The following is a 25,984-nucleotide window of genomic DNA, read 5'->3' on the forward strand; positions in this document are numbered from 1 at the left end:
GCAACGGGACGACGTGGAGTGATCGCCCTGGGTGAACGGCCCCCGGAAGCCCATCCGTTGTCGTGCACGCGTCCCGAAGTCGACCTTGTGTGCTCCCTGTGAGGCTGGGAATAGTGGGCCGGGTCCTGACGTCACGGACGCGCTTCCCCCAGCGTGGCGCGTCCGTGCGTACACCGACGGGTCGCCGGGGTCCCCACAACGCCGACGGCCCGAACCCCCCACAGGAGGACGTGTCGTGAAGCACCGACGCATACCCAGACGGCGTGCGGCTCTGGCGGGCGCGGGCGTGGCGGCGCTCATCGCCGCCGGAATCACCTTGCAGACCGCGAACGCGGAGGACGGCACCGGCACGCCCACGCCGGACGCGCTGTCGGTCGCGCAGGCCGGAAAGCTCGCCTCCTCGCTCGACAAGGAGCTGGGCGCGAACGGCGCGGGCACCTACTACGACGCCAAGTCCCGGCACCTCGTGGTGAACGTGCTGGACGACGGCGCCGCCAAGACCGTCGAGTCGGCGGGCGCCAAGGCCCGCGTCGTCGAGAACTCCCTCGCGAAGCTGAAGAGCGCTACCGCCACGCTCAGCGACAAGGCCTCCATCCCGGGCACGTCCTGGGCCACCGACCCGGCCAGCAACAAGGTCGTGGTGACCGCCGACCGCACGGTCAAGGGCGAGCGGCTGGCCAAGCTCGACAAGGTGGTCAAGCAGCTCGGCGGCGCGGTGGAACTGCGCCGCACCAAGGGGGAGTTCAAGCCCTTCATCGCGGGCGGCGACGCCATCTACGGCGGTGGCAGCCGCTGCTCCCTCGGCTTCAACGTGGTCAAGGACGGCGCCCCGCACTTCCTGACGGCCGGGCACTGCACCGAGGCCGTCTCCAGCTGGTCCGACCAGCAGGGCGGCCAGCCCATCGGGGAGAACGCGGGATCCAGCTTCCCCGACAACGACTACGGCATCGTCAAGTACTCCGGTGACACCCCGCACCCGAGCGAGGTGAACCTCTACAACGGCTCCACCCAGAAGATCACCAAGGCCGGTGAGGCCACCGTCGGCCAGGAGGTGCGGCGCAGCGGCTCCACCACCAAGGTGCACGGCGGCAAGGTCACCGGCCTGAACGCCACCGTGAACTACGGCAACGGCGACGTCGTCAACGGGCTCATCCAGACCGATGTGTGCGCCGAGCCCGGCGACAGCGGCGGCGCGCTCTTCGCGGGCGACACGGCGCTCGGCCTGACCTCCGGCGGCAGCGGCGACTGCTCCTCCGGCGGCGAGACGTTCTTCCAGCCGGTGCCGGAGGCCCTCCAGGCCTTCGGAGCGGAAATCGGCTGACGTCTGGTGAGCGGTTCTGAGGGCCCCGGAAACCTTGTGGTTTCCGGGGCCCTTCCGGTTTTCGGGGGAAGGTTTCATATTGCCGAAGGTGCTGAATTCCCTAAGGGTGACGCGCGTAGATAGGGGTGTGTTTGGCGGGTTGAGTGGGTAGTTGACCTTGCGAAGCAAGGCTATGTGGCGATGCCGCCTTGCATGGTGTGAGTGTGTGGCGCATATCTCATCGGGGCGGGATGTCCTGTTATGAGGGCTTATGGGGGCACGTAATGTTGCGCCTCTGTAAAGCGGCAACGCATTCCCGAAATGATTTCCGTGGGGGATTTGCGAAGGCCCCGCTGTGCTGGCTCTAATGAGGCGCAACACGACGCGGGAAACATCCGCGTCCGCACGTCATCAGGAGTTGGGCAGCATGCTGAGCGCCTTCCGCAGGGACCGAGTCGGCGTCGCCGCGCTGTGCGTGGTCGCCCTCTTCGTGCTGCTGGCCCTCGCCGCGCCGCTGATCGCCGCGCTCTACGGCAAGAACCCCACCGAGCACTACGGCCAGAACGAGCCAGGCCTGCTCAGCCCCGAAGGGCTGCCGGTGCTGCCCAACGGCGGCATGTCCGGCGAGTTCTGGTTCGGCCTCGAACCGGGCCTCGGGCGCGACGTGTTCACCCAGCTCCTCTACGGCATCCGCACCTCGCTGCTCGTCGCCGGGGCCGCCGTCGTGGTCATCGCGGTCCTCGGCGTGGTGCTCGGCGTGACCGTCGGCTACCTCAGCGGCCTCGCGGACCGGATCTTCACGTTCGTCTGCAACGTGCTGCTCGCCTTCCCCACGCTGCTGCTGTTCCTCGCCCTGAGCCCCATCGTGCAGACCCGCTTCGTCGACCCCGGCGAGAGCGAGCCCGCCTGGATGCAGTTCACCGTCCTCGTGCTGATCTTCGCGGCCTTCGGCTGGGTGCCGCTCGCGATGGTGCTCCGTACCACCGTCCGCTCGCTGCGGGAGCGCGAGTTCGTCGAGGCCGCCCGTGCCGTGGGCGCCTCCCGCCGCCACATCGTGCTGCGGGAGCTGCTGCCCAACGTCCTCGCGCCGGTCCTCGTACACATCACGATCGCCCTGCCCGGCATCGTCACCGCCGAGGCCGCGCTGTCCTTCCTCGGTGTCGGCATCAGCGAACCCATCCCCGACTGGGGCCGGATGATCGCCCGCGGCTCCGAGGTCTTCTACGACGACCCGACCTACATGGTCTTCCCCGGCGTGACGATCCTGCTCTTCGTCCTCGCCTTCAACCTGCTCGGCGACTGTGTGCGGGACGCGCTCGACCCCCGCACCCGCCACTGACCCCACCGCCAGGCCTTCCCGTACGACCCGTACGACGCGTGCGACCCGCGTGGCTCGTACGAACACCAACCCGCCCCACCCGCAAGGGAGTTCCACCATGCCCAGGATCACCACACGTGCCGTGGCCGTCCCCGTCGCCGCCGCCTCCGCCCTGCTCGTGCTGTGCTCCTGCTCCTCCGGCGCGGGCACGGGCAGCGACAAGGCCGCCCCGCGCGAGGAGGCCGACCTGGTCGCCGGGGTGGGCAGCGCCAAGGACAGCACGGGCCCCGCGCCCGCCGTCGAGGGCGCCCGGAAGGGCGGCACCATCCGCGTCGCCAACCTGCGGGACTACTCCCACCTCGACCCGCAGAAGATCTACGCGGGCGAGGCCTACAACACCTCCCTGCTGTGGGGCCGCCAGCTCACCCAGTACCAGGTGATCGACGGCAAGCCCAAGCTGGTCGGCGACCTGGCCACCGACATCGGCAAGTCCTCCGACGGCGGCCGCACCTGGACGTACAAGCTCAAGGACGGCATCGCCTGGGAGGACGGCAAGCCGATCACGTCGAAGCACGTCAAGTACGGCATCGAGCGCACCTTCGCGCCCGGCTTCGAGGTCGGCCCGCCCTACTGGCCGCAGTGGCTCACCGGCAAGTCCGACCTCGCCCAGGCCCGCGAGGTCTACGGCGGCCCCAAGAAGGACGGCGACTTCGACCGCATCGAGACGCCCGACGACAAGACCATCGTCTTCCGCTTCCACAAGCCGCAGTCCGACGTGCCGTTCATGGCCGCCCAGTCGTCCTCCTCGCCGGTCCGCCCCGACAAGGACACCGGCACCCGCTACGACCTCAAGCCGTTCGCGACCGGCCCCTACCGCATCGTCGAGCACAAGCAGAACCAGTCCCTGACCCTGGAGAAGAACCCGCACTGGAAGGCGGCCACCGACCCGATCCGCCACCAGTACGCCGACCGGTTCGAGTTCAGCTTCGAGAAGAAGGAGCTGAACACCGCCCAGGAGATCCTCAACGGGCGCGGCGACGGCGCGGACACCATCACCACCAAGAACGAGTTCCCGCCCGAGCTGATCGGCGAGGCCGAGCGCGACCCGAAGAAGAAGGCCCTGATCGTCGACGGGCGGCGCGGCGCGTTCACGTACCACCTGGTCATCCGCAACGACCGCGTCGCCGACCCCGAGGTGCGCAAGGCCATCCACTACCTGCTGCCGCGCCAGCAGGCCCGCCAGGCCCTCGGCGGCCCCCGCGTCGGCGACCTCGCCACCACCTACTCCTCGCCCGCCATCGTCGGCTGGGAGAGCTACGACACCTACCCGGTCAAGCCCACCGGCGACATCGAGAAGGCCAAGCGGCACCTGGCCAAGGCCAAGAAGAAGGTCACGCGCCTGGCGTACGCCTACGAGGCGAACGCCGTCAACGACCGCATGGCGCAGGTCCTCGTCGACGCCTTCGCCAAGGCGGGCATCGAACTGGTCGCCAAGCCGCTGCCGCTGCCCGCGTACACCAACCAGGTCCTGCGCGGCACCGACCCCAAGTACGACCTGTGGCTGTCCGGCTCCTCCGTGGACTGGCCCACCCCGGCCACCGGCGTCCCCTACCGCTTCGACTCCCGCCGCGACTCCCTCGACAACGACCCGCGCTACAAGAACCCGGCCGTCGACAGGGAACTCGACCGCATCGCGAAGATCAGCGACGCGACGAAGAAGGCCAAGGCGCTCATCGCCCTGGAGAAGAACACCATCATGAAGGACCTGCCGGTCGTGCCGTTCCTGCACCAGCGCGTCCAGCAGGTGCGCGGCACCAACGTCGGCGGCGCCTTCATCCACCCGATCTACGGCACCATCAGCCCCGCCTGGCTGTACCTGAAGAAGTCCTGACCCATGCTCAGCTACCTGCTCCGGCGGGCCCTCCAGGCGGTCGTGGTCCTCCTCGCGATCTCCGCGACCGCCTTCGCCCTGTTCTACGCGGCGCCGTCCGACCCGGCTGTCATCGCCTGCGGCCCCAAGTGCGACGCCACCCAGATCGCGGCGGTGCGCCACAGCATGGGCCTGGACCAGCCGATCCTCACGCAGTACGCCGACTACGTGCGCGGCCTGTTCGCGGGCCGCACCATCGCTGACGTCGACGGCACCCCCATCGCCTGCGACGCGCCCTGCCTCGGCTACTCCTACGCGCTGCACGAGCCGGTGCGGGCCGCGATCACCAGCCGGTTCCCGGTCACCCTGTCGCTCGCGGGCGGCGCGCTCGCGGTCATCCTCGTCGCCGGTGTCGGCGCGGGCTTCGTGTCCGCGCTGCGCCGCGGCCGCCTCAGCGACCGGCTGCTCTCCGGCTTCACCCTGGTCGGCGCCAGCGTGCAGATCTATTTCCTCGGCTACGCCCTCCAGTACCTGCTGGTGTACCAGACCGGCTGGTTCGCGCTGCCCGGCTACACCCCGCCGGGCGAGGACCCCGGCGCCTGGTTCGCCGGGATGCTGCTGCCCTGGCTGGTGCTCGGCTTCGTCAACGCCGCCGTGTTCGCCCGGCTCTCCCGCGCCCAGATGCTGGAGGTCATGCACGAGGGGTACGTCCGCACCGCGCGCGGCAAGGGCCTCGGCCCGCTGCGCGCCCATCTCAAGTACACCGCGCGCGGGGCCGCGGCACCCCTGGTGCAGCTCCTCGGCCTGGAGGTGGGCGCGCTGCTCGGCGGCGCGTTCATCACCGAGACCGTGTTCGGGCTCAGCGGCGTCGGCAAGCTCGCCGTGGACGCGGTCGTCCAGAACGACCTGCCGACCGTCGTCGGCACCGTGCTGCTCGCCGCCTTCTTTGTCGTGGTGTTCGTCGCCATCGCCGACCTGGTGGTCGCGTGGCTCGATCCGAGGGTGAGGCTCGCATGACCGCCACGACCGGCACGACCGGCACAACTGGCGCGACCGGCACAACTGGCGGAACTGGCGTGACCGGCACGACCGGCGCGACCGGTACGGCTGACGGGGCCGACGCGGCCGGGCGGGCGCGTCCCGTGCTGCGGGCCCGGGACCTGACCGTGACGTTCACCGGTCCGCGCGGCGCCGTCACCGCCGCCGACGGCGTCACCTTCGACCTGGCGCGCGGCGAAGTCCTCGGCCTGGTGGGGGAGTCCGGCTCCGGCAAGTCCACCGTCGGCCTCGCCGCCCTCGGCCTGCACGACCCCGCGCGCACCCGCGTCACCGGGAGCCTTGAGGTGTGCGGCACCCAGGTCGTCGGCGCCGGGGAGGCTCAGCTGCGGGCGCTGCGCGGCTCCCGGATCGCCATGGTCTTCCAGGACGCGCTCGCCGCCCTCTCGCCCTTCCACACGGTGGGCGCCCAGCTCGCCGAGGCCCACCGCATCCACCACGCCGGGGCCTCCCGCGCCGAGGCCGGGGACCGGGCCGCCGACATGCTGGAGCGGGTCGGCATCGGCGCCGCCCGCGCCCGCGACTACCCGCACCAGTTCTCCGGCGGCATGCGCCAGCGCGTGATGATCGCCATGGCGCTGATCAACAGCCCCGACGTGCTCATCGCCGACGAGCCCACCACCGCCCTCGACGCCCGCGTCCAGCGCCAGGTGCTCGACCTGCTCGACGAGCTGCGCCACGAGCACGGCACCGCCGTCGTCCTCGTCACCCACGACGTGGGCGTGGTCGCGCACGCCACCGACCGCGTCCTCGTCATGCGCGACAGCCGACAGCTGGAACTGGGCCCCACCGAACGCGTGCTCACCGCCCCCGAGCACCCCTACACCCGCGCCCTCGTCGGCGCCGCCCCCACCCTCACCACCGTCCCCGGCACCCGCCTGCCCACGGTCGACGAACCCGACCCCAAGCCGCGCACCGCCGCCCGCGGCCTGGTCGCTCCCCCGAGCGGCCGCTCGCCGAAGTCGCCGACCTGCGCGTGGAGTTCGGCGGCGGCCGCACCCTCACCGGGCGGCGCCGCGAGCCCACCCGCGCGGTGCGCGGCGTCAGCCTCGCCGTCCGCGAGGGCGAGACCCTCGGCCTGGTCGGCGAGTCCGGCTCCGGCAAGTCCACCACCGCCCGGGTGCTCGCCGGGCTCCAGCGGCCCACCTCCGGCGAGGTGCGCTTCGCCGGGCGGGACATCTCCGGGGCCGCCGGGTCCGCCGCGCTGCGCCGCGAGCTGAGCCGCGAGGTGCAGATCGTCTTCCAGGACCCGTACGCCTCCCTGAACCCGCGCCGCACCGTGGCGGAGATCGTCACCACCCCGCTGCGCGTGCACACCCGCGCGAGCGCCGCCGAGCGCCGGGAGCGGGCCGCGGAACTCCTCGACCAGGTCGGCCTGTCCGCGGACCACCTGGACCGCTACCCGCACGAATTCTCCGGCGGGCAGCGCCAGCGCATCGGCATCGCCCGGGCGCTCGCGCTGCGCCCCGCCTGATCATCGCCGACGAGCCGGTCTCCGCGCTCGACGTGTCGGTGCAGGCCCAGGTCCTCAACCTCCTCATGGACCTCCGCGACGAGCTGGGCCTCTCGCTGCTGTTCGTCTCGCACGACCTGGCCGTCGTACGGCACTTCTGCGACCGGGTCGCGGTCATGCGGCACGGGGAGATCGTCGAGACCGGTACGCGTGAGGAGGTGTTCGACCGGCCGAGCGCCGCGTACACGCGCGAACTGCTGGCCGCGACCCTCTGAGCGCCCCGCGCCGCCCCTCCGCGCCGCCTCGAGGAGGGGAGGGGACGGCGCGGAGGGGCCACCCCGAAGCGGTGCCCCGCCCCCTGGAGTCCACCGGCCAGGGAGCGGGGCACCGCGCTTGTCACGGGGGTGTCAGCAGGTGCCCGCCGGGCGGGCCCGGGTCACCAGGTCCGTGTGGCCGGTGGTGCCGTCGATCCACACCACGCGCCTGCCGGTGTCGACCGCGTGGCCGGTCTGCTCACCGCGGTTGCAGGAGACCCGCTGGAGGCCCTTGCCGTCCAGGTCGGTCTGCACCAGCTTGGTGAGGTTGCCGTTGCTCCAGCCGCGCCGCGGCTGCCAGTGCGTCAGCGTCAGCGCCGAGTCCGAGGCGTCCACGTTCCAGAAGTACGCGTTGGCGGAGGACTCGGGGACGATGTCGGTCAGGCCGGTGCCGTCGAGCTTGGCGCGGCGCAGGCCCATGCGGTTGTCGTCGGCGATGTCGTCGACCAGCCAGTACAGGTACTTCCCGTTGATCGCCGGGGTGGCGATGCCGAGGTAGGCGCCCTTGGCGGGGACCAGCGTCCGCTTGCCGGTCCTGACGTCCGTGATCTCCGTGGAGATCTGCTGGACGCCGTCCTTGTCGACGTACACCTTGGCGTAGCCGAGCTTGTCACCGCTGAGGGTGGGCAGCGCGGTGGCCACGTCGTAGCGGCCGCCGTCCACGAACACCGGCTCGCGCTCGCCCGTGCGCAGATAGGCGACCCGCTGCTGGCCGTGCGGGCTGGACTCCTGCCAGGTCACGGTGGAGCCCGAGACGCGCACATTGGCGACGAGGGTGCCCGCCGACCACAGCTTCTTGACCGGGCCGCCCTTCAGCGGCCGGGAGAGCACCTCGACGCTGGTCGGGCCGTACGCCACCCACGCGACCGTCTTGCCGTCGGTGTCCGGGTAGACGTGGAACCGGCCGTCGTTGGGGCTGATCAGCTTCCGCTCGCCCCTGCCGTCGGTGCGGCCCGCCCACACGGAGAAGGCCTCCTGGCCCTCCTCGTCGGACTTCGACGCGGCCCACCAGCCGCCGCCCGCGCCCGCGCCGGTGTTCGGCAGGGCCCCGCCGAGCGCTGTGGCGTTCAGGTCGCCGACGAGCTTGTCGGAGTCGACGCCGATGGCCTTCTCCCAGCCCTTGACGATGCCGTGCGCGTCGAAGGCGCGGTGCACCGCGCGCAGCTTCGCGCCCTTGACGCCGAGCGCCTTGGCGGCGGCGACCACCGCGGTGCGGGCCTCGGTGTAGCCGTCGAGCGGCGTCAGGTACTCGGCGAGCGCCTTGTAGACGATCCGGTCGGCGAGGGTGCCGCCGAGGTCCTCGCGGATGTCCCACAGGGCGCCCGAGACGATCGTCGAGTTGAGGTGCACGCCGCCGCTGTCGGTGCCGATGGTCACGCCGAGGAAGTCCTTGGCGGTGGTGCGGCCGTCGTTGAGGTTCCGGAACGCGCAGTCCTCGGGGGCCTTGGTGCGGCACAGGTCCTCGCCGATGAGGGCGGCCTTGGGGTCGCTCATCGGGGTCTTGGAGGCGGTGACGTCGATGGCGTTGCCGAAGTAGTCGGCGATGGCCTCGTTCAGGGCGCCGGACTGGCCGACGTACACCAGGCCCGCGGTGTGCTCGACGACGCCGTGCGTCATCTCGTGGCCCACCACGTCCAGGTCGGCGGAGAGCGTCTTGGTCTCCTCGTCGCCGCCGCCGTACACCATCTTCTGGCCGTCCCAGAAGGCGTTGACGAACGGGAAGCCGCCGTCGGTCACGCCCACCAGGGAGTTGATGGCCATGCCCTTGCCGTCGAGGCTGTCGCGGCCGTGCTTCTTCTTGTAGTAGTCGTAGACCTTCCCGGCCGCCCAGTGCGCGTCCACGGCGCCCGACTCGGTGGCGTCCTTGCCGAACTCCTTGGTCTTGGAGGCGACTTCGGAGATCCCGCTGGGCCACTTCCCGGACGCGTCGTTGGCGTCGACACCGCGCGCGTCCCAGGTGGTCAGCGCGTTCTTGCTGCCGCCCCACTGGTGGCGGTAGTCGCGCAGCTGGTACGAGTCCGACGCCGCGTCATGGGTCAGGTCGAGGTCGACCTTGGTGCCGTCCAGCTTGACGCCGCTGCCGGTGGTGCCCGGGAAGCCGTCGTCGGCGGAGGCCCCTGAGGCCCCTGAGGCCCCTGAGACCGCGGCATCGAGGGTCTGGATGCCCGAGTACTGGAGCACCGGGAAGCCGGAGGCGGCGTCGACGTAGACCTCCCGCTTGACCGGGCCGCCGCTGGCTGGGTCGGTGCCGGTGACGGTTACGTGGTACGTGAGGACGCCCTTGCCCTGGGGGAGGACGACCAGGCCGTGCGAGGTGCCGCTCAGCGCGGCGGCCCTGGCGGCGCCCTTGCGGGCCTTGGCCTTCTCGCCCTTCTTGCCCTTGGCGCCCGCGGACTTGGGGGCCAGCTTGGTCAGGCTGCCCGTGCGGCCGTCCCCGGCGGCGGTCACCGCGACGGCCCGCTGGACGGCGGTCTTCTCCGCGACCCGCGCCTTCGTCCCGACGCTCAGGCCGGTGAAGTACTTGCCGGAGGTGCCGGTGACGACCCGCTCGCCGTCCTTCTTCTCCATCCGCACCAGGTACTGGCCGCCGAGGACCGGCAGCCCCTTGTGCTTCTGCTGGAAGCGGACCGTTTCGTCGGCGCCCTGCCGCAGGGTCTGCTCGGTGGTCAGATTCCGCCGGGGGTCGGGTATCTCGTAGCGGTCCTTCTTGGCCGCGAGGTGGCCGCGGGCCGCGTCGGCGGCGCTGCCGGAGTCCTTGGCGGCCTCCTCGATGCCGTCGACCAGGGCCGGGGTGTCGGTGCCCGTGCCGGGGACGACCTCGGCCGCCGGGTCGTCGGCGGGCGCGTCGGCTGCCTGGGCGGCGGTGACCCCGGAGGCGAGCAGCGCCGCCGCGCTCAGCAGCGCGGCGCCACCCGTGAGGCGTATTCGCTTGCGTGACTTGCTCAACCGTGACTTGCTCAACGTTCCCCTCCACGTGATCGGATGCGCACGTCGACAGAGCGCGCGTCGACCGAGCACGCGTCGACACGGCGCACGTCGTGTACGTGCCATGCACATGCAAGCCGTTGCCCCCATGTTGATCAAGGAATAACGACTGGTCACAAGTGGGGCCGCACACTTGTGTGCACCTTCGGGGGAGGGTGAGACTGCCCGTCATGACCATGGTGGGGAGCGGCAAGGGGAGCGCGCTGCGCGACCTGGGCCTGGGGGAGTCGGACGAGCGGGTGTACGGGGCGCTGCTGCGGCGGCGGGCCAGGACGGCCCTGGACGCGGAGCAGCTGCGCCGGGAACTGGGGCTCACCCGCAGGGAGTTGGAGGAGTCACTGACCCGGCTGCGGGAGCACGGCTTCACGCTGCCGGAGCCGGACGCCGCGTCCGGTCACCCGCGCGGCGTCCTGCCGCGCCCGGTGCCGCCCGCGCCCGCGGTGCGCGCCCTGATCCACCGAAGACAGGCGGAACTGCGCCGCCGGGCCGCGGAGCTTGAGCGGCTGCGGCGTGAGGCCGACGCGATCGCCGACCGCCTGGAGCCGGATCCGGCGCTCGGGGCGGGCGCCGCCGCGGGCGTCGAGGCGGTCAGCGGGGCGCCCGCGGTCCTCGCGCACCTGGACCAGTTGCTGGCCCGCGCCGAGAAGCAGGTCCTGATCCTGGACCGGCCGCCCTATCTCGCGCCCTGGACGGGGCCGGGCACCGGCGGGAGCGCCCGGGCGGGCGGGGGGATCGCGGCGCTGCTGGAGCGCGGCGTCGTCGTACGGATGGTGCTGGCCCGCGCGGGGCTGGGGCTCCCGGGGCGTGCCCGGCTGCTCGCGCCGCTGGTGGAGCGGGGGCTCAGGGTGCGGGTGGCGGCCGACGTGCCCACCAGGCTCGTCGCGGTGGACGGCCGTGCGGCGCTGCTGCCGCCGGTGGACGGCGCGGACCCGGCGCGCACCGCCGTGGTCGTGCGCGAGGCGCTGCTGCAGAACGCCTTCGGGCCGCTCTTCGAGGCGCTCTGGGACAAGGCCCTGCCGCTGGGCGGGGCGGCGGGGCGGCTCTCGGACGAGCACCGGGACCTGCTGGGCCTGCTCGCCGGTGGCTTCAAGGACGAGGCGATCGCGCGGCGGCTCGGCGTGCATGTGCACACGGCGCGGCGGCGGATCAGCCGCCTCCTGGACGACCTGGGCGCCGAGACCCGTTTCCAGGCGGGCGCCCAGGCCGTGCTGCGGGGGTGGCTGACGGGGCCTTAGCCCCCGCGGGTGGTGGCCACCCCGGCCGGGCCGGGGCCGGGCTCAGAAGTCGAAGACCTTGCCCTTGCCGAGCTCCAGCGCGCAGGGGTTGGCGAAGGTGTGCTCGTACCAGACGCGGCGGCCCTCCCAGACGCCCTGGGCGGTGACCACGACCGGGTTCCACTCCTTGGTGCAGGGCCGGGGCGACGGCTTCTTGGTCACCTTGTCGAACTTCCCGCCGACCGACCGCAGTTCGTCGCAGGCGCCGGGCGCGTCCGGGTGGCTGCCGACGCCGCCGGAGGAACAGCCGAGCGACACGGCCCGCTGGATCGAGGCGGTCTCGGCCTTGTCGCCGTAACCGATGGTCAGCACCAGCTCGGAGGGTGCGTACAGCCGGGCCGCGGCGGCCTCGGGCGTGGGGGCGGCGGTCGGCGCGGCCGCGGTGGCCGCGGCGCTCAGACCGCCGAGGGCGAGGGCGGCGCCCAGCGCGATCCCTCCAGTGATGTACCGCATTTCGAACACTCCCTTGCTCTGCGTTGCAGATAGCGAACGGAACGTGACGCGAGTCTTGCTCAAGGCGGCATCGAAAGCACATCGGACACTGGCTTTCGGTCGATGGTTGAGAACGCTGTGTAGTGGCGTGAAGTTACGGGGCGGGACGGCGGGCGGGGGTGTGAGCACCTGGTGCGGCCAGCGGGAAGGCCGGTTCGGCGGGAATCTCCCGTACGCCGGGAAAGGGGCGCGGTGGCCGTGGATCGGGGGGGTGGGGGCGTGGGCCGCGCTCCGCCGGGGCGGCGGGAATGGCCGGAGGGTGCCCCTCGAACGGGACTTCGAGCCCGCGCGGGCTCAAGTGCCGCCGGACGGGCTGACGGGTGGGCCGCTGAACGGGATGGGGGCCCTCCGGGGGGGGAGGTCAGCGCTTGGGCCAGTACCAGAGCGGCTCGTCCAGGAGGCTCTCGCGGCCCGCCACGGCCGTCTCGCCCGCCTCCTTGACCAGCTCGATGGAGGTGACGTCGAGCCGGTGGCGCGGGGCCCGCTTGCCGATCGCGTCCGCCAGCTGCGGGGCGTGGGTGACCAGGACGATCTGGGTGTCGCGGGCCGCCGTGAGGACCAGGTCCGCGAGCGGGCGCAGCAGGTCGGGGTGGAGGCTGGCCTCCGGCTCGTTCAGGACGAGGAGCGCGGGCGGGCGCGGGGTGAGCAGGGCGGCGGTCCACAGCAGATAGCGCAGGGTGCCGTCGGACAGCTCGGCCGGGCCGAGGGGGCGCAGCAGGCCGCGCTGGTGCAGCTGGATCTCGAACCGCCCGCCGTGGTCCGCGATCCGCACCCGGCTGCCCGGGAAGGCGTCGTCCACCGCCGCGTCGAGCGCCGCGTCGTCGCCGGTCTCGCGGATGGTCTGGAGCGCGGCGGCGAGGTCGGCGCCGTCGTGCGCGAGGACCGGTGTGCGGGTGCCGACGCGGGCGGCGCGGGCCGGGGCGTCGGCGTCCGTGCGCACGTGGTCGTAGAACCGCCAGGAGCGGAGCAGCTCGCGCAGCCTGAGCAGGTCCGGGGCGAGCTGGGGGTCGGCGAACTCGCTCAGCATGCTGTCGTACGGCCTGATGCCCTGGGTGCGGTGCCAGCCGCCGTCGGCCGTGCGGGTGCGTACGGCGGGGCCCGCGCGGTCGCAGAGCAGCGCGGCGGGGCGCAGCACGGGGCCCGCCCAGGTGGCCTCGCGCTTGATCTCCGGGTCGAGGGCGAACATCGACGGGGCTCCGCCCGGCTGCGCTCCGCTGGACTGGGGGACGCCGAAGTCCACGGCGTACCCGAACTCGTCCCCGGCGAAGCCAAGGCGCAAGGCGGCGGGCTCCTCTCTCTTCTCGCCTGCCCAGAGGGCCGAGGGGAGGCCGCCCTCCCGGGCCAGGGCGGCTACGGCGCCGCCCTGGGCCGAGTCCGCCAGGAGCCGCAGGGCCCGGTACAGGCTGGACTTCCCCGTGCCGTTCGCTCCCGTGACCACGTTCAGCCGGTCCAGGGGGACGATCAGTTTGCGGAGGGAGCGGTAGTTCTCTACGGCCAGCGTGCGGATCATGTCCCCAGGGTGGCAGGTGGGTCTGACAGACGGCCCCCCCTTGGGTGCTTCGCGCCTCGTCCTCAAGCGTCGGACAGGCTCTTCCGCCGGTACTTCGCCGTCACCAGGGTGGCCGCCGTGCCCGCCACCGCCCACGCCGACAGGACCAGCAGCGGGCCCGTCGTCGCGTTGCCCTTGAAGTACGCGATCGAGCGGGCCACCCACGTGCCCGCGCCCGGCGGCAGCGCGGGGCCGATCGCCTTCCAGAACGGGGGCAGCATCGGCAGCGGGAAGGCGCCGCCCGCGCTCGGGTTGCCCGCCACCACGATCAGCAGCACCGCCAGGCCGATGCCGATGATGCCGGTGAGCGCCTCCAGGGCCAGGGTGATCGCGCCGACCGCGAAGGTCAGCAGGGCGCCGAGGCCCCACAGACCCATGATCGAACCGGGCAGGGCGCCCAGGATCGGGCCGACGATCACCGCGCCGCCCAGGCCGCCCGCGATCGAGAGCAGGGCCATGGCGCCGAGCCGGATCGCCGCGCGCTGCGGGGTCGCGGGCCTGGAGCCCGCGCTGATCGACATGATCGAGGCGCACAGATAGCCGCCCACGCACCAGCCGACGACCAGGTAGAACGACGACAGGCCGTTGAAGTCCTGGGGCGAGGCGGCGGCCACGTCGACGGTCTTCACCGTGCGCTTCTGCGCGCCCTCGGCCTGGGTGGCGATCATCTCCAGGGCGTTGGCGAGCGCCTTGCCGCCGCCGGAGGCGACCAGGAGGGTGTCGTTCGTGCCCTGGGGGTCGACGATCAGGGCGCCGTCGATCTCCCGGTCCATGATCTGGTCGCGGGCGGTGGCCTCGTCCTTGACCACGCGCGGGTCGAGCGGCGCGCCGGGCAGCCGGGCGAGCTGGTCCTTCGTCTGGTCGGCGGCGGGGCCGGGGGCCACCACCGCGAAGGGCACGTCCTTCGGCTTCGGGTGGTGCAGCGCGCCCACGTAGGAGGTGATGAACAGCAGCTGGAGGGCCAGGACGCCAAGGACGAGCAGGGCTGCTCGCGGGGTGACGGCGCTCTTGAGCTCGTCGGCGAAGGTCATGCCCCCACGCTCCGAGGCGTCCGGGGGGCGCGCAGGCGGGGCGGGGCCGAATGGATGACCCCTCGTACAAAGCCCTCGTACCGATCGTACGAAGCCCTCGTACCGATTGAACCCTCGTACCGGGTGAACCCCTCGCACCGGTGGTCGAACTAGTATTCGAAATTGGTCTATGGTGGAGGAGGGGGACGGGAAGCGGAAGGTTCAGGAGGTGCGTGTGCCCGGGTTCACGCATCTGCACACCGCCTCCGGGTTCTCCCTCAGGTACGGGGCCTCGCACCCGGAGCGGCTCGCCGAGCGCGCCGCCGAGCGGGGCATGGACGCGCTCGCGCTCACCGACCGGGACACCCTCGCGGGCGCGGTCCGCTTCGCCAAGGCGTGCGAGAAGGCGGGGGTGCGGCCGCTGTTCGGGGCGGAGCTCGCGGTGGACCCGCCCGAGCCCGCCGGGGAGCGCGGCGCCCGCCGCCGGGCCCCCGTGCGCGGCGGTGCCTTCATCGACGAGTCGACCCCGCGCGTGACCTTCCTCGCCCGGGACGGCGCGGCGGCCTGGGCGGACCTGTGCCGCCTGGTCAGCGCCGCCCACCGGGCCCCGGACGGGCCGCCCGTGCTGCCCTGGGACGACTGCCGCGGCGACGGCCTGACCGTGCTGCTCGGCCCCGCGTCCGACGTCGGCCGCGCGCTCGCCGCCGGGCGCCCCGACCGTGCCGCCAGGCTGCTCGTCCCCTGGCGCGAGCGGTACGGCGACGCGCTGCGGCTCGAAGCCGTCTGGCACGGCCGCACCGGCACCGGACCCGGCTCGCTCCGCCTGGCCGCCCGCACCGTCGGCTTCGCCGCCGAGCAGCGCCTGCGCCCCGTCCTGACCAACGCCGTGCGCTACGCCGACCCGGGCCAGGGCCCCGTCGCCGACGTCCTGGACGCTTCCCGCCGCCTGGTGCCCATCGACCCGAAGGGGCGGCTCGACAGCGGCGAGCGCTGGCTGAAGGGCGAGGCCGCCATGCGGGACGCCGCCGAGCGGATCGTCGAGGCCGCCGGATTCCGCCGCGACGTCGCGCACCGCCTCCTGGAGCAGACCCGGGCGACCGCCGCCGAGTGCGTCGTCGACCCGGCGGACGACCTCGGCGTCGGCTCCGTGCGCTTCCCCGAGCCGGGCCTGGTCGGCGCCGCCCGCCGCACCGCGCAGCGCGTCCTCGCCTCCCGGGCGGCGGCGGGCATGGTACTGCGCGGCTACGACAGGCGCGCCGACGGGCGCGCGTACTGGGAGCGGATGCACCACGAGCTGGACATCATCGCCCACCACGGCTACGCATCCTACTTCCTGACGGTCGCTCAGGTCGTGGACGATGTACGGGAGTTGGGCATCCGGGTAGCCGCGCGCGGCTCCGGCGCCGGGTCCCTGGTCAACCACCTGCTTGGCATCGCGACCGCCGACCCCCTCGCGCACGGGCTGCTCATGGAGCGGTTCCTGTCCACGCGCCGCCGGGTGCTGCCGGACATCGACATCGACGTGGAGTCCGCGCGGCGCCTTGAGGTCTACCGCGCGATCATCGGCCGGTTCGGCGAGGCGCGGGTGGCGACGGTCGCCATGCCGGAGACCTACCGGGTCCGGCACGCGATCCGCGACGTCGGCGCCGCCCTGTCCCTGGACCCCGCCGAGACCGACCGGATCGCCAAGGCCTTCCCGCACATCCGCGCCCGCGACGCCCGCGCGGCGATGGCGGAGCTGCCCGAGCTGAAGGGCATCGCGGCCGAGGCGGACCGGCACGGCCGCCTGTGGGACCTGGTCGAGGGCCTCGACGCGCTGCCGCGCGGCGTCGCCATGCACCCCTGCGGCGTGCTGCTCTCCGACGCCTCCCTCCTGGAGCGCACCCCCGTCATGCCCACCAGCGGCGAGGGCTTCCCCATGTCCCAGTTCGACAAGGAGGACGTCGAGGACCTCGGCCTGCTCAAGCTCGACGTACTCGGCGTGCGGATGCAGTCGGCGATGGCGCACGCCGTCGCCGAGGTCGAGCGGGCCACGGGGGAGCGGATCGACCTGGACGACCCGCGCCAGGTCCCGGAGGGCGACGAGGCGACGTACCGGCTCATCCGCTCCGCCGAGACCCTGGGCTGCTTCCAGATCGAGTCACCCGGCCAGCGCGACCTGGTGGGGCGCCTCCAGCCCGCGACCTTCCACGACCTGGTGGTGGACATCTCGCTGTTCCGGCCCGGCCCCGTCGCCGCCGACATGGTGCGGCCCTTCATCGAGGCCCGGCACGGCCGCGCGCCCGTCCGCTATCCGCACCCCGACCTGGAGGGGCCGCTCAAGGAGACGTACGGCGTCGTCGTCTTCCACGAGCAGATCATCCACATCGTCGACATCATGACCGGCTGCGGGCGCGACGAGGCCGACCGGGTGCGGCGCGGCCTGTCCGACCCCGGCTCGCAGGGGCGGATCCGGGTGTGGTTCGCGCAGGCGGCCGCCGCGCGCGGGTACGGCGCCGAGACGATCCGGCGGACCTGGGAGATCGTCGAGGCCTTCGGGTCGTACGGCTTCTGCAAGGCGCACGCCGTGGCCTTCGCCGTGCCCACGTACCAGTCCGCGTGGCTCAAGGCCCACCACCCGGCGGCCTTCTACGCGGGGCTGCTCACCCACGACCCGGGGATGTACCCGAAGCGGCTGCTGCTCGCGGACGCCCGGCGGCGCGGGGTGCCGATCCTGCCGCTTGACGTGAACCGGTCCGCGGTCGCCCACCGTATCGAACTGGTGTCCGGTTCTCCGGACCGGTGGGGCGTGCGGCTCGCGCTGTCCGACGTGCACGGCATCAGCGAGGCCGAGGCGGCCCGCGTCGCCGACGGACAGCCGTACGCCTCGCTGCTCGACTTCTGGCAGCGGGCCCGGCCGAGCCGCCCGCTCGCCCAGCGGCTCGCCCAGGTGGGGGCGTTGGACGCGTTCGGCGCCAACCGCCGCGACCTGCGACTGCACCTGACGGAGCTTCAGCGCGGCGACCGCGGCGGCGGCCCCCAACTGCCGCTGCCCGGCGGCCGGAACACCGCCTCCGCGGGCCTGCCCGACCTCGACGACACCGAGCGCCTGAGCGCCGAACTCGGCGTGCTCTCCATGGACGCCTCGCGGAACCTGATGGACGACCACCGCGCCTTCCTCGACGAGCTGGGCGTCACCTCCGCGCGCCGCCTGCGCGCGGCCCGGCACGGCGACACCGTCCTGGTCGCGGGCGCCAAGGCCGCCACCCAGACCCCGCCGATCCGCTCCGGCAAGCGCGTCATCTTCACCACCCTCGACGACGGCACCGGCCTGGTTGACCTGGCCTTCTTCGACGACTCCCACGACGCCTGCGCGCACACCGTCTTCCACTCCTGGCTGCTGCTCGTGCGCGGCGTGGTGCAGCGGCGCGGGCCGCGCAGCCTCAGCGTCGTCGGTGCGGCGGCGTGGAACCTCGCGGAGCTGGTGGAGCTGCGCCGCGACGGCGGCCTCGACGAGGTGGCGGCACGCCTCGCGGAACCCGCGCCCTCGACGCGGGCCGGGGCCGAGGACCCGACGGGAGGCCGCCGCATCCAGCTGTCCACCGGCTACACGATGCACCCGTGGGCCGACCTGCGGCCCGCCGGGCAAGAGCCTTCACAGACACGGAAGTTGTGGCACCAGAGTCCTGGGAGTGCGGGATGACTGTCCTCTGTGTACGTTTCCAGCTGCCGCCGATGTACGAGGCGGCCCTGCCGGGCCTGCTCGGGCTCCTGGAGGAGTTCACCCCCGTCGTCGAGGCGCTGCCGCCGGACGGGGCGCTCGCCGATCTGCGGGGCGCCGAGCGGTACTTCGGGCGCGGCGCCGCCGAACTCGCCTCGGTGATCCGGGTGCGCGCGCTCGCGCTGCACGGCGTCGACTGCGCGATCGGCGCCGGTCCCGGGCCGATGCTGGCCCGCGTGGCGCTGCGCGACGCCCGGCCCGGCGCGGTGTGCGCGGTGCCCGAAGGCGGCGCCGAAGCCGTCCGGGACTTCCTCGCCGACCGGCCCGTCGCCGCGCTGCCCGGCGTCGGTACGGCGACCGCCCGCACCCTGTGCGAGTACGGCCTCGACACCCTCGGCCGGGTCGCCGCCGCGCCCCTGTCCACGCTCCAGCGCCTTCTCGGCGCGCGGGCCGGGCGCGAGCTGCGCGAGAAGGCGAACGGCGTCGACCGCGGCCGGGTCGTCCCGAACGCGGTCTCCCGCTCCCTGGCCACCGAGCGCGCCTTCCCGCGCGACGAGATCGACCCCGACCGGCACCGCCGCGCCCTGCTCTCGGCCGCCGAGGAGCTGGGCACCCGGCTGCGCGCCCTCGACAAGGTCTGCCGCACCCTGACCCTCACCGTCCGCTACGCCGACCGCTCCGCGACCACCCGCAGCCGCACCCTGAAGGAGCCGACCGCCCACTCGGCGGCGCTCACCGGAACGGCGTACGGCATGTACGAGGCGCTCGGCCTCCAGCGCGCCCGGGTCCGCGCGATCGCCCTTCGCGCGGAGGGGCTCGGCCCCGCCGAACAGGCCTCCCACCAGCTCACCTTCGACCCCGCGGACGAGCGGGCCCGCCGCATCGAGGCGGTGGCGGACCGGGCGCGGGCACGCTTCGGGCCGCTGGCGATCGTGCCGGGGGCGTTGGCGGCGTGATCTCGCGCGGGCGCGTTGGGCGGGTGGGGCGCGCTGAGCGCAGGATCCTTCTGGGAGAAGCGGCGCGGAGGGCTGGCGGGGGCGCCGTTCTGACGCCAACTCACCCTGCTCGCCGGTGAGTTGAGGCCTCTCTCCCCTGAAAGGCAGCCACTTGAGGGTGACGCACATCACATCCACCCTGGGTGGTTTGGGATGGTTTCGAAGGGTTGGGAGATGGTGCCGCGTCGCGGCGGCTCGTGCGCCGTCGGCGGGGTTCCCGCGCTGTCCGATTGGGCCGCCCCCGCCTCGGCGCGGTACAACGACGGCATCCCACCCCCTTCCGAGAGGACCGGCCATGCCCGCGACCCCGCACCCCGCCCCACGCGACCTCGCCGACCTCCCGTACGCGCACCGGCTCGAAGCGTTCGCGGGAGAGCTGGAGCGCGAGGGCGACCACGAGTCCGTGCACTTCGACGGCGGTGACTTCGTCGACCTCGACGGCGGTGACTCCGTGTTCATCGAGTGCGCCTTCTCCTCGGTGGCCTTCGAGGGCGGGCGCTATCGCCGCTCCCGCTTCAACGACGTCTGGGCGCACCAGACCCGCTGGGTGGGCGCCGACCTCGCCGAGACCCAGTGGACGGACGCCGAGGCGGGCGCGGGGCTGCTCGCCGGGGTGGAGCTGCACGGCGCGCGGCTGCGGCGCGTGGTGTTCCACCACTGCAAGTTCGACTCCGTCAACCTGCGCGCCACCGAGCTGCGCGACGTCGCCTTCGTGGACTGCCTGCTGCGCGACGTCGACTTCGGCGGCGCGCACCTCGCGGGGGTCGACTTTCCCGGTACGACACTGGAGCGCGTCCGCTTCGACAACGTCACCGTCGACCGGGCGGACCTCAGCCGGGCCGCCGCCCTCGGCATCTCCTCCGGCTTCGACGCGCTGCGCGGCGCGACCATCAGCGGCCTGCAACTGGTCGAACTGGCACCGGCGTTGGCGCTGACACTGGGCATCGAGGTGACGGACGACTGACGCCGCCCGGCGGCTAGCGGCGGGTGGCCGCCGCGCGCCGCCGCGTGGCCATGAAGAGCGTGGCGGCACCGGCCGCGAGCACCGCGGCGCCGCCGACCGCCACGTACGGCGTCGCGCTGTCACCGCCGGTCTCCGCGAGGCGCTCGCCGCTGGCCGAGACCGGCTTCGCGGCGCCGCCCTTGGCCTCCGGCTGGTTGCCGGTGTCGGCGGCGGCGCCCTTCACGTCGCCGTGGCCGTGGTGCTCCACCGTGGACCTGTCCGCGCCGTCGGCGATGTCCCGCTCGGACGGCGCGGCGGCGGTCGTGACGCCGCCGCCCCCGCCGAAGACCACGTCCGAGCAGGTGTAGAACGCCTCCGGGGAATCCGAGCGCTGCCAGATGGAGTACACCAGGTGCCGCCCGGACCTCGCCGGGACCTTCCCGCTGAACACGTACGAACCGTTCACCAGCTTCGGGTCCGTGACCTTCGCGAACGGACGCGCCTGGAGGTCCGACCACTTCAGGGGCTTGGCCGGATCGTACGACGGCTTGGTGAGGTACAGCTCGAAGGTGCCCTTGTGCGGGGCCGTGGCCCGGTAGCGGAAGGTGTGCTTCCCGGCGCGGAGCCTGGTGGACGGCCAGTCGGTACGAGGTAGGTCGAGCCCCTTGTACTTGGCGTTCCCCGCGCTGCACAGCTTGCCGTCCGGGATGATCTCCCGCGACTTGCCCGCGGCGTTGGCGATGTTCACCTCGTTCCAGTCGTACAGCGGCTGGGTGCCGCCCGCCCGGACGAGCGCCTTGCAGGCCGCCGACCTCGGCGCCTCGGGGCCCTCCTGGAAACAGGCGGCCACGCGGCTGACGGGGTCGGTCATCGACCCGTGCGCGGCCGCGGGCGCGGCGACCACGCCGGACAGGACGAGCGGTATGCCAGCCGTGGCGGCGGTGACGGCGACGGCCTTGCGGCGAGCGGACATGGGGAATTCTCCTCGGGAGACGGTCGGGGGAGGCAGGGCGGTACGGCTGCGCCGGGCCCCGCGGTGATCAGCAAGCTAGCCCCCGTCACCCTTGAATTCGCCTGCGGAGACCGCGAATTGGTGATCCTTATGCCGCCGTTAAGGGCCGCCTAACCGGGGTCTCAGGAACCCTCGGTGCCCGAGGGGAACGCCCGTGTCCCCGAAACAACTCGAACCGAAGCCGCCACCGGGCTAACGTGCCTGGTCGGCTCGTGTGGTCCCCGCGCGCGCGGGGCTGACCCCTCGACCTGCGCACATGCCGCGTCAGCGAGCGCCCGGTCCCCGCCTACGCGGGGATGCCCCCCGGCCCCAATGCCCGGCGCCCACGCTCACCCCACCCACCGATACCGCCGCTCAGGTCGCCCCGCCCCGCCGTACCGCAGGGTGACCTCCGCCCGCCCCGTCGTCGCGAAGAACTCCAGGTAGCGGCGGGCGCTGACGCGGGACAGGTGGCCCGCTTCGGCGCACTCGGAGGCGGAGAGGCCGTCGGGGTGGGCGCGGAGGGTGTGGGCGACCAGGTCGGCGGTGTGCGGGGCGAGGCCCTTGGGGAGTTCGCGGGAGCCGGGCGGGCGGGTGCCGAAGAGCTGGTCGACGTCCTCCTGCCGCGCCTCGGCGAGACCGTCGAGGCGCGCCCGCAGGGCCGCGACGTGCCGCAACTGCTCCCGCAGCGCCGCCTGGTTGAACGGCTTGATCAGATAGTGCAGCGCCCCGGCGCGCAGCGCGGCGCGGACGACCTCGGCGTCCCGCGCCGCCGTGATGAACAGGACGTCCACCGGCACCCGCCCCGGATCCCGCCCCTCGGCGGCCCGTAGCTCCCGCAGCACCGCGAGCCCGTCCATGTCCGGCAGGTACACGTCCAGGAGCACCAGGTCGGGCCGGAACCGCTCCGCCGCCCGCAGGGCATCCACGCCGCTGTGCGCCACGCCCGCCACCGAGAAGCCGTCCACCGTGGCCACATACCGGCTGTGCAGCTTGGCGACCATGAAGTCGTCGTCGACGACCAGCACCTTCGTCATCGCCCGCCCCCTCGCCCCTCGTCGTCGCCGCAGGGTAGGGGCGCGACCACAACGACCACAACGTCCGTTGGTTCCGGAAGCGAGACAGCTTCTTCACGCGTGGGCAACATGTGGGCCACCTCACACACGTAAGCGGACCGGCCGGACGGCCAGACAGGTGGTGGCACCCGTGCGACTACGTCCCCCCAGGCGCCTGCGCGCCCCCCTGGCCCTGTGCGGCGCCGCCCTCCTCGTACTCCTCGCACCCCCGCTGCTCACCCCCGGCGACGGCGACGACACCGGCACCCGCATCCCCGGCCTGCGCTTCATGGTCCCCAACACCCCCGGCGGCGGCTACGACATCACCGCCCGCACCGCCGCGAAGAACGCCGAGGACGCCGGACTCGCCCACAACATCGAGGTGTTCAACCTGCCCGGCGCGGGCGGCACCGTCGGTCTCAGCCGCCTCGTCGCGGAGCACGGCAACGGCAGGCTCGCCATGTCCATGGGCCTAGGCGTCGTCGGCGCCGCCCGCTCCAACCACGCCCCCAGGACCCTCGCCGACACCACCCCGATCGCCCGCCTCACCGAGGAGCAGGGCGTCGTCGTGGTGTCGAAGGGATCGCCGTACGACACCATCGGCGAGCTGATCGAGGCCTGGAAGGAGCGGCCGGGCAAGATGCCCGTCGGCGGCGGCTCGTCGCCCGGCGGGCCCGACCACATCGCGCCCATGCTGATGGCGCGCGCCGCCGGGATCCCCCCGAAGGACATCAACTACGTGCCGTTCGACGGCGGCGGCGAACTCCTCGCCTCGATCCTCGGCGACAAGGTCGCCTTCGGCGTGTCGGGCGTCGGCGAGTACCTGGACCAGATCAGGTCCGGAGAGCTGCGGCTGCTCGCCGTCACCGGACCGAAGCGGGTCAGGGGCCTGGACGCCCCCACCCTCAAGGAGTCCGGCTACGACGTGGACTTCACCAACTGGCGCGGCATCGTCGCCCCGCCCGGCCTCACCTACGCCGAACGCGACAAGCTCACCGCCCTGATCCGCGAGCTGCACCGCTCCAAGGAGTGGCGCGCCTCCCTGAAGAAGAACGGCTGGGACGACGCCTTCCTCACCGGCGAGGAGTTCGGCGACTTCCTCGACGCCCAGGACCGCCGCGTCGTGTCCGTCCTGAAGGAGCTGGGCCTGTGACCGCCGCCGAACCCCCCGCCAAGGAGACCACCGGCCGCCGCGCCTGGCTGCGCGAGCACTCCGAACTCGGCGTGTGCGCCCTGCTGCTGGCGCTCGGCGCCGTCGTCCTCACCGACGCGCTCACCATGGACCTCGCCCTCACCCAGCGCGGCCCCGTCGGCCCCCGCACCGCCCCCGTCGCCGTCGGCTGCGGACTGCTCCTGATCGCCGTACTCCTCGCCGTCGACGTGCTGCGCGGCGGCCGCGGCGAAGCCGAAGGCGGCGAGGACGTCGACCTGTCCGAGCCCGCCGACTGGCGCACCGTGCTGCTGCTCGCCGGGGTCTTCCTCGCCACCGCCGCCCTCATCGACCCCGTCGGCTTCCCCGTCGCGGGCGCCTTCCTCTTCTGGGGCGCCGCCTACGCCCTCGGCAGCCGCGCCGTCGACCGCGACCCGCTGATCGCCGCGGTCCTGTCCGTGGTCACGTACGCCGTCTTCGACCGGCTGCTGGGGGTCCCGCTGCCCGGCGGCCCCCTGATGGGAGTGCTGTGACATGAACGCCTTCAGCTCCCTCATGGACGGCTTCGGCACCGCCCTGACCCCCGTCAACCTGCTGTGGGCCGCCGTCGGCGTGCTCCTCGGCACCGCCATCGGCGTCCTGCCCGGCATCGGCCCCGCGATGGCCGTGGCGCTGCTGCTCCCGGTGACGTACGGGCTCGAACCCACCGGCGCGTTCATCATGTTCGCGGGCATCTACTACGGGGCGATGTTCGGCGGGTCGACCACCTCGATCCTGCTCAACACGCCCGGTGAGAGCGCCGCCGTCGTCGCCGCCCTGGAGGGCAACCCCATGGCCAAGTCCGGCCGCGGCGCCCAGGCCCTCGCGGCGGCCGCCATCGGCCACTTCGCGGGCGGCGTGATCGGCACGGCCCTGCTCGTCGCGCTCGCCCCGAAGGTCGCCGACCTCGCCGTCGACATCGGCGCGCCCGACTACTTCGCCCTCATGGTGCTCGCCTTCATCGCGGTCACCTCGGTGCTCGGCTCCTCGCGCGTCCGCGGGCTGGCCTCCCTCCTCATCGGCCTCACCCTCGGCCTGGTCGGCCTCGACCAGATGACCGGCCAGCAGCGCCTGACCTTCGGCTCCCTCCAACTCGCCGACGGCATCGACGTGGTGATCGTCGCCGTGGGCCTCTTCGCCATCGGCGAGGCCCTGTGGGTGGCGGCCTACCTGCGCCGCACCGCCGCCGCCCCGATCCCCGTCGGCCGCCCCTGGCTCGGCAGGCAGGACGTCAGGCGCACCTGGAAGTCCTGGCTGCGCGGCCCCCTCATCGGCTTCCCGTTCGGCGCGATCCCCGCGGGCGGCGCCGAGATCCCCACCTTCCTGTCGTACGTCACTGAGAAGCGCCTGTCGAAGCACAAGGACGAGTGGGGCAAGGGCGCCATCGAGGGCGTCGCGGGCCCCGAGTCCGCCTCCTCCGCGTCCGCCGCGGGCACCCTCGTCTCCATGCTCACCCTCGGCCTGCCCACGACCGCCGTCGCCGCCGTGATGCTCGCCGCCTTCCAGAGCTACGGCATCCAGCCCGGCCCGCTGCTCTTCGAACGCGAAGCCGAGCTGGTGTGGGGCCTGATCGCGTCCCTGTTCGTCGGCATGGTGCTGCTGCTCGCCCTCAACCTGCCGCTGGCGCCCGTGTGGGCGAAGCTCCTGCGCATCCCGCGCCCCTACCTCTACGCGGGCATCCTCTTCTTCGCCGCGGTCGGCGCGTACGCCGTCGGCGGCGAGGCCCTCGACCTCGTCATCCTGCTCGTCATCGGCCTGATCGGCTTCGGCATGCGGCGCTACGGGCTGCCCGTGCTGCCCGCCGTCATCGGCGTCATCCTCGGCCCCAACGCCGAACTCCAGCTGCGCCGCTCCCTCCAGATCAGCGACGGCAGCGCCCGCGGCCTGGTCGACACGCCGTTCTCCGTGACGGTGTACGTCCTGATCGCCCTCATCCTCGGCTGGCCGCTGCTGTGGAAACTCACGCGCGGCCCGCTGAACCCCCGCCGTACGGTGAGGGAATGAGCGACCAGACCACCACGGGCGGGCCCACCGCCATCCGCCTCGCCACCGCCGCCGACGTGCCCGCCGTCAAGGAGGTCACCGACGCCGCCTACCGCCACTACATCGAGCGCATCGGCCGCGTGCCCGCCCCCATGGAGGCGGACCACGCGGCCGACGTGGCGGCGGGCAGGGTGTACGTCACGGGGGAGCCGGTCGTCGGCCTGGTCTGCGTCCACGCCCGCGAGGACCATCTGTACCTGGACAACATCGCCGTCCGCCCCGACACCAAGGGCACCGGCCTCGGCCGCCGCCTCCTGGAGTTCGTCGAGGACCACGCGCGCGCCCTCGAACTCCCCGAGATCCGGCTCTACACCAACGCGATGATGTGGGAGAACCAGAAGATCTACCCCCGCTTCGGCTACGAGTTCGTGGAGCGGCGCATCGAGGGCGTCTACGACCGCTTCCACTACCGCAAGCGGCTGTGACGACTGAGCGTGGGGCCCGGCC

At 73.1% G+C, this 25,984-nt stretch carries 20 protein-coding genes and 1 pseudogene; 15 read left to right on the forward strand and 6 right to left on the reverse strand.

Annotated features, from left to right (window positions below; genetic code table 11):
• Positions 1-235: 235 nt before the first annotated feature.
• From ACOBQU_RS30760 to ACOBQU_RS30790, 7 genes and pseudogenes are all read left to right on the forward strand, one after another.
• Complete coding sequence (locus ACOBQU_RS30760; RefSeq protein WP_423631545.1) at positions 236-1,321, forward strand: S1 family peptidase; 1,086 nt, start codon at positions 236-238, stop codon at positions 1,319-1,321.
• A 406-nt stretch (positions 1,322-1,727) separates the two neighbouring features.
• Positions 1,728-2,639, forward strand: a complete 912-nt coding sequence (locus ACOBQU_RS30765) for an ABC transporter permease (RefSeq protein ID WP_423631547.1) — start codon at positions 1,728-1,730, stop codon at positions 2,637-2,639.
• 97 nt (positions 2,640-2,736) lie between these two features.
• Positions 2,737-4,509, forward strand: a complete 1,773-nt coding sequence (locus ACOBQU_RS30770) for an ABC transporter substrate-binding protein (protein WP_423631549.1) — start codon at positions 2,737-2,739, stop codon at positions 4,507-4,509.
• 3 nt (positions 4,510-4,512) lie between these two features.
• Positions 4,513-5,505, forward strand: a complete 993-nt coding sequence (locus ACOBQU_RS30775) for an ABC transporter permease (protein ID WP_423631551.1) — start codon at positions 4,513-4,515, stop codon at positions 5,503-5,505.
• Positions 5,502-6,392: pseudogene (locus tag ACOBQU_RS30780) on the forward strand (ABC transporter ATP-binding protein); the annotation flags it as partial. The gene ACOBQU_RS30775 and the pseudogene ACOBQU_RS30780, both read left to right, overlap by 4 nt.
• A gap of 185 nt (positions 6,393-6,577) precedes the next feature.
• Complete coding sequence (locus tag ACOBQU_RS30785) at positions 6,578-7,018, forward strand: ATP-binding cassette domain-containing protein (protein ID WP_423631553.1); 441 nt, start codon at positions 6,578-6,580, stop codon at positions 7,016-7,018.
• Positions 7,019-7,050: 32 nt separating this feature from the next.
• A complete protein-coding gene (locus ACOBQU_RS30790) occupies positions 7,051-7,272 on the forward strand; it encodes a hypothetical protein (protein WP_423631555.1) in 222 nt (73 codons plus the stop codon).
• A 132-nt stretch (positions 7,273-7,404) separates the two neighbouring features.
• Here ACOBQU_RS30790 and ACOBQU_RS30795 read toward each other — a convergent pair whose 3' ends face one another.
• Entirely contained in the window at positions 7,405-10,257 is a 2,853-nt protein-coding gene (locus ACOBQU_RS30795) for a M4 family metallopeptidase (protein WP_423631557.1), read from the reverse strand.
• Positions 10,258-10,466: 209 nt separating this feature from the next.
• On the opposite strand from ACOBQU_RS30795, the gene ACOBQU_RS30800 reads away from it, so the two are divergent.
• Positions 10,467-11,531, forward strand: coding sequence for a hypothetical protein (locus ACOBQU_RS30800; protein ID WP_423631559.1), 1,065 nt, complete (start codon positions 10,467-10,469; stop codon positions 11,529-11,531).
• A 42-nt stretch (positions 11,532-11,573) separates the two neighbouring features.
• On the opposite strand, the gene ACOBQU_RS30805 is transcribed toward ACOBQU_RS30800, so the two are convergent.
• The 3 genes from ACOBQU_RS30805 to ACOBQU_RS30815 form a co-directional block, all read right to left on the reverse strand.
• Positions 11,574-12,023: a subtilase-type protease inhibitor gene (locus ACOBQU_RS30805; protein ID WP_423631561.1), complete on the reverse strand. Its 450-nt coding sequence runs from the start codon at positions 12,021-12,023 to the stop codon at positions 11,574-11,576.
• Positions 12,024-12,423: 400 nt separating this feature from the next.
• Positions 12,424-13,572 (reverse strand): AAA family ATPase, encoded by a 1,149-nt coding sequence (locus ACOBQU_RS30810; protein WP_423631563.1) that lies wholly within the window; start codon positions 13,570-13,572, stop codon positions 12,424-12,426.
• Between the two features lie 62 nt (positions 13,573-13,634).
• Positions 13,635-14,642, reverse strand: coding sequence for a DUF3533 domain-containing protein (locus ACOBQU_RS30815; RefSeq protein ID WP_423631565.1), 1,008 nt, complete (start codon positions 14,640-14,642; stop codon positions 13,635-13,637).
• A gap of 214 nt (positions 14,643-14,856) precedes the next feature.
• Between ACOBQU_RS30815 and ACOBQU_RS30820 the strand changes: the two genes are divergently transcribed.
• The 3 genes from ACOBQU_RS30820 to ACOBQU_RS30830 all read left to right on the forward strand — a co-directional run bounded on the left by ACOBQU_RS30820 (position 14,857) and on the right by ACOBQU_RS30830 (position 20,280).
• Positions 14,857-18,303, forward strand: coding sequence for a DNA polymerase III subunit alpha (locus ACOBQU_RS30820; protein WP_423631567.1), 3,447 nt, complete (start codon positions 14,857-14,859; stop codon positions 18,301-18,303).
• The gene (locus ACOBQU_RS30825) at positions 18,300-19,277 is read left to right on the forward strand and encodes a DNA polymerase Y family protein (RefSeq protein WP_423631569.1); all 978 of its coding nucleotides are present in this window, start codon (positions 18,300-18,302) and stop codon (positions 19,275-19,277) included. The genes ACOBQU_RS30820 and ACOBQU_RS30825 overlap by 4 nt, the downstream gene beginning before the upstream one ends.
• A gap of 334 nt (positions 19,278-19,611) precedes the next feature.
• The gene (locus ACOBQU_RS30830; protein WP_423631570.1) at positions 19,612-20,280 is read left to right on the forward strand and encodes a pentapeptide repeat-containing protein; all 669 of its coding nucleotides are present in this window, start codon (positions 19,612-19,614) and stop codon (positions 20,278-20,280) included.
• A gap of 13 nt (positions 20,281-20,293) precedes the next feature.
• On the opposite strand, the gene ACOBQU_RS30835 is transcribed toward ACOBQU_RS30830, so the two are convergent.
• Both ACOBQU_RS30835 and ACOBQU_RS30840 read right to left on the reverse strand, forming a co-directional pair.
• Positions 20,294-21,232, reverse strand: a complete 939-nt coding sequence (locus tag ACOBQU_RS30835; RefSeq protein WP_423631572.1) for a lytic polysaccharide monooxygenase auxiliary activity family 9 protein — start codon at positions 21,230-21,232, stop codon at positions 20,294-20,296.
• 368 nt (positions 21,233-21,600) lie between these two features.
• Positions 21,601-22,287 carry a response regulator gene (locus tag ACOBQU_RS30840; RefSeq protein ID WP_423631574.1) on the reverse strand — a complete coding sequence of 229 codons (687 nt, stop codon included), beginning with the start codon at positions 22,285-22,287 and terminating at the stop codon, positions 21,601-21,603.
• Positions 22,288-22,456: 169 nt separating this feature from the next.
• On the opposite strand from ACOBQU_RS30840, the gene ACOBQU_RS30845 reads away from it, so the two are divergent.
• The 4 genes from ACOBQU_RS30845 to ACOBQU_RS30860 are packed head-to-tail and all read left to right on the forward strand — an operon-like array spanning position 22,457 to position 25,962.
• Entirely contained in the window at positions 22,457-23,458 is a 1,002-nt protein-coding gene (locus tag ACOBQU_RS30845) for a Bug family tripartite tricarboxylate transporter substrate binding protein (protein ID WP_423631576.1), read from the forward strand.
• Positions 23,455-23,988, forward strand: a complete 534-nt coding sequence (locus ACOBQU_RS30850; RefSeq protein ID WP_423631578.1) for a tripartite tricarboxylate transporter TctB family protein — start codon at positions 23,455-23,457, stop codon at positions 23,986-23,988. Before ACOBQU_RS30845 ends, ACOBQU_RS30850 begins: the two co-directional genes overlap by 4 nt.
• A gap of 1 nt (position 23,989) precedes the next feature.
• Positions 23,990-25,498 (forward strand): tripartite tricarboxylate transporter permease, encoded by a 1,509-nt coding sequence (locus tag ACOBQU_RS30855; protein ID WP_423631580.1) that lies wholly within the window; start codon positions 23,990-23,992, stop codon positions 25,496-25,498.
• Positions 25,495-25,962 (forward strand): GNAT family N-acetyltransferase, encoded by a 468-nt coding sequence (locus ACOBQU_RS30860; protein WP_423631582.1) that lies wholly within the window; start codon positions 25,495-25,497, stop codon positions 25,960-25,962. The genes ACOBQU_RS30855 and ACOBQU_RS30860 overlap by 4 nt, the downstream gene beginning before the upstream one ends.
• Positions 25,963-25,984 lie beyond the last annotated feature (22 nt).

The organism is Streptomyces sp. G45, from assembly GCF_049542095.1.
GTDB lineage: Bacteria > Actinomycetota > Actinomycetes > Streptomycetales > Streptomycetaceae > Streptomyces.